2 protein-coding genes are annotated in these 3,247 nt (G+C 57.5%); one reads left to right on the forward strand and one right to left on the reverse strand.

Features of this window, described 5'->3' with window-relative positions:
* Nucleotides 1-313: 313 nt before the first annotated feature.
* Nucleotides 314-1,585 carry a competence/damage-inducible protein A gene (locus QM579_RS02075; protein ID WP_414997569.1) on the reverse strand — a complete coding sequence of 424 codons (1,272 nt, stop codon included), beginning with the start codon at nt 1,583-1,585 and terminating at the stop codon, nt 314-316.
* A gap of 304 nt (nt 1,586-1,889) precedes the next feature.
* Here QM579_RS02075 and QM579_RS02080 point away from each other — a divergent pair, with 304 nt between their 5' ends.
* On the forward strand, nt 1,890-3,179 hold the full coding sequence (locus tag QM579_RS02080; RefSeq protein ID WP_414997570.1) for an O-acetylhomoserine aminocarboxypropyltransferase/cysteine synthase family protein: 1,290 nt from the start codon (nt 1,890-1,892) through the stop codon (nt 3,177-3,179).
* The last annotated feature ends 68 nt before the right edge of the window (nt 3,180-3,247 follow it).

Genomic DNA, 3,247 nt, shown 5'->3' on the forward strand with positions numbered 1-3,247 from the left:
CGGGCGGCGGCATTGTCTTCACCACCAGCATTGAGCGTTATATTTCACTCAATGCCTGATCACTGCTGAAACAAAAAATGCTAGAGGCCGGAGTGGTTATCGCCGCTCCGGCCTCTAGCATTTGGAACAGATTTACTTTGAGGCAGTGTGATGCTTAGACGGCGCTGTTTATAGCTCCCACCTCGGCCAGAGTCTTTTCTTCAGCCTAACGAAATAAAAGCTTAGAGGGTGCGGGTGAAGGCCCCTTTTTAAAAAAATCCTTCCCCATAAAGCAATTCAAAATAAAGATACCCTGAAATATTCTTGTGGCGCACTACCGGGCTTCAACCGCCCACTGGGCTTCCACGGGCAACCCGGCCATATGCCTGCGCAGCATGTCCAGCGCATGGCTTGAAGCCAGCCGCCGTGTCCACTCCCGGCCAAGATAACGTCCCTGTGGGCGCAGTTCACGCAGCCATACCTCTTGTCCGTAGCTCAAGGCCACATATACAAGACCCACGGGCTTGCTTTCCGTGCCGCCGCCGGGTCCGGCCACGCCAGTAATGCCAAGGCCATAATCCGCCCCATAGCGCTCGCACACTCCCGCAGCCATACAACGGGCCACTTCCGGGCTTACGGCCCCGTGCTGCAGCAACATTTCTTCAGGCACTCCCAAAAGTTTGGTCTTGGCCTCATTGGCGTAAGTAATCAGGCCATAGCCAAATACTTCCGAAGAGCCGGGCTGATCGGTAATACGCTTGGCCAGCAAGCCGCCAGTGCAGGATTCCGCCGTGGCCAGGGTCTGCCCGCGCTGCCGCAATCCATCCACCACCACGGCCTCCAGACCTGTCACATTAACGCCATAAACCACGTCGCCCAGGCGCGCGCGCACCTCGTCCACCACTGGCATTGCCAGAGCTTCCGCAGCTGCGGCGCTTTGTGCCTTGGCCGTCACGCGCACGAACATTTCTGCATCACTGGCGTAAGGGGCAGCCGTGGGATTATCACCCTCAGTCAGATCGGCAATACGCAACGCCGCAGCGCCCTCGCCGATGCCGAAGGTACGCACCATAAAGGATGCTATGACAGAATCCGCCATCTTCTGCAAAAATGGCATTACGCCGTTTTCGAGCATGGGCAAAAGTTCCGAGGGCGGCCCCGGCAACAGGATAACCCACTGTCCGGTACCCACGGGCACGGCGCAACCGGGGGCAGTGCCCGCATCGTTGGAAAAGGCTATGGAACCGCGCGGCAAGCATGCCTGCTTGAGCTGATTGGCAGATATGGGGCGCTCGCCAAAATATTCCTGCAGGCGGCGCAGGCTGTCTGCATCTTCTTCAAGGGGGCATTCTGTAACGCGGGCCACAGTTTCCTTGGTCATATCATCATCCGTGGGGCCAAGCCCGCCGGTTGTGATGATTATCTGTGCGCGCCCAAGAGCTTCGCGCAGTGCGGATTCAAGCCGTGCGCCATTGTCGCCCACCGTGTGCACCTGTAAAAGGTCCATCCCCAAAGCCGAAAGCGCTCTGGCCACGTGCGTGGCGTCAGTATTGATGGTATGCCCCAGCAGAAGTTCCGTACCCACTGAAATGATTTCCGCCCTCATGCGGCCTCCTTGCATCCTCACGGATTCTCCGCCTCAAAAAGGCGGCAGGGCACGAATACTAGCGCTTGGCCGCCTGCCCTGCAACTGTACCCCTGCTTTGCACTGGGCACGGCTCCGCTCGAACTTGCTGTAATTCCGGTTTTGACAAAGCGCATCTGTAATTGTAGTGCCCATAACGGGTATTGACAAAGGCAATCGCCTGCGACATGGTATTACATACCAAATCAATAAGAAAATAAACTACGGCACAGCCAGCCGTTTCAAAACAAAGAATAGCGCGGTCTGCCGCGAGAGGTAAACCACAATGAATCACGAAAAAGGCCTGCGGTTTGAAACCCTGCAAGTGCACGCCGGGCAGGAGAAGCCTGATTCGGCAAGCGGCGCCAGAGCGGTGCCTATTTACCAGACAACATCCTATGTATTTGACGACTGTGCTCACGCCGAGGCCCGGTTCAACCTGACTGACCCCGGCAATATTTACAGCCGCCTGACCAATCCCACGCAGGATGCCCTTGAACAGCGTGTGGCAGCGCTTGAAGGAGGCGTGGCGGCTCTTGCCACAGCCAGCGGCGCAGCCGCCGTCAGCTATGCCCTGCAAAACCTGGCCCGGGCCGGAGACCATATTGTTGCTGCCAAAACCCTGTACGGGGGCACCTACAATCTGCTTGCCCACACGCTCAAGAGCTGGGGTGTTGATACAACCTTTGTAGACCCAGCCCATATGGACTGCTTCGCAGAAGCCATAAAGCCGGAAACCCGCGCCATATTTGTAGAGAGCATGGGCAATCCGCACAGCAACATTGTGGATATGGAAGCCCTCGCGGCCCTTGCTCACCGGCACGGCATTCCTCTGGTGGTAGACAACACCTTTGCTACTCCCTGGCTTATGCGCCCCATTGAATACGGCGCGGATATCGTCGTGCACTCAGCCACAAAATTTATGGGCGGGCACGGTGCGGCTTTGGGCGGAGTTATTGTGGACAGCGGCCACTTTGACTGGGCCGCGTCTGGAAGATTTTCCTACATGAGTGAGCCGGATCCGAGTTATCACGGATTGAGCTTCACCAAGGCCGTCGGGGCGGCGGCCTATATTGTGCGGGCACGGGCCATCCTGCTGCGCGATCTTGGCGCGGCGATGGCCCCCCTGCACGCTTTTCTGATCCTTCAGGGACTCGAAACCCTGTCGTTGCGCGTGGAACGCCATGTGCAGAATGCCCTGGCCGTAGTGCAGCACCTGCATAAGCACCCCAAGGTGGAGGCAGTCAACCACCCGAGCCTGCCCAACAGCCCCAGCCACGCGCTGTACAAGCGTTACTTCCCCAACGGGGGCGGCAGCATCTTCACCATTGAAGTCAAGGGCGGCGCGGACGAGGCCAGAGCCTTCATTGACAAGCTTCGCGTTTTCTCCCTGCTGGCCAATGTGGCTGACGCCAAATCACTTGTGATCCACCCCGCGTCCACAACCCATTCGCAAATGACGGAAGAAGAGCTGGCGCTTACGGGCATTTGGCCCAACACTGTGCGCCTGTCTATTGGCATTGAACATATCGACGACATACTGGCTGATCTGGATCAGGCATTGGACTCCCTGTAGCAAGTAAACAAAGCCTCCTCACACAAGCCCTCATGACATAGCGCGTGGGGGCTTATTTATGCGTTGCC

Origin of the sequence: Desulfovibrio sp. (genome assembly GCF_047607245.1) — a bacterium.
In the GTDB taxonomy this organism is placed as follows: domain Bacteria; phylum Desulfobacterota; class Desulfovibrionia; order Desulfovibrionales; family Desulfovibrionaceae; genus Desulfovibrio.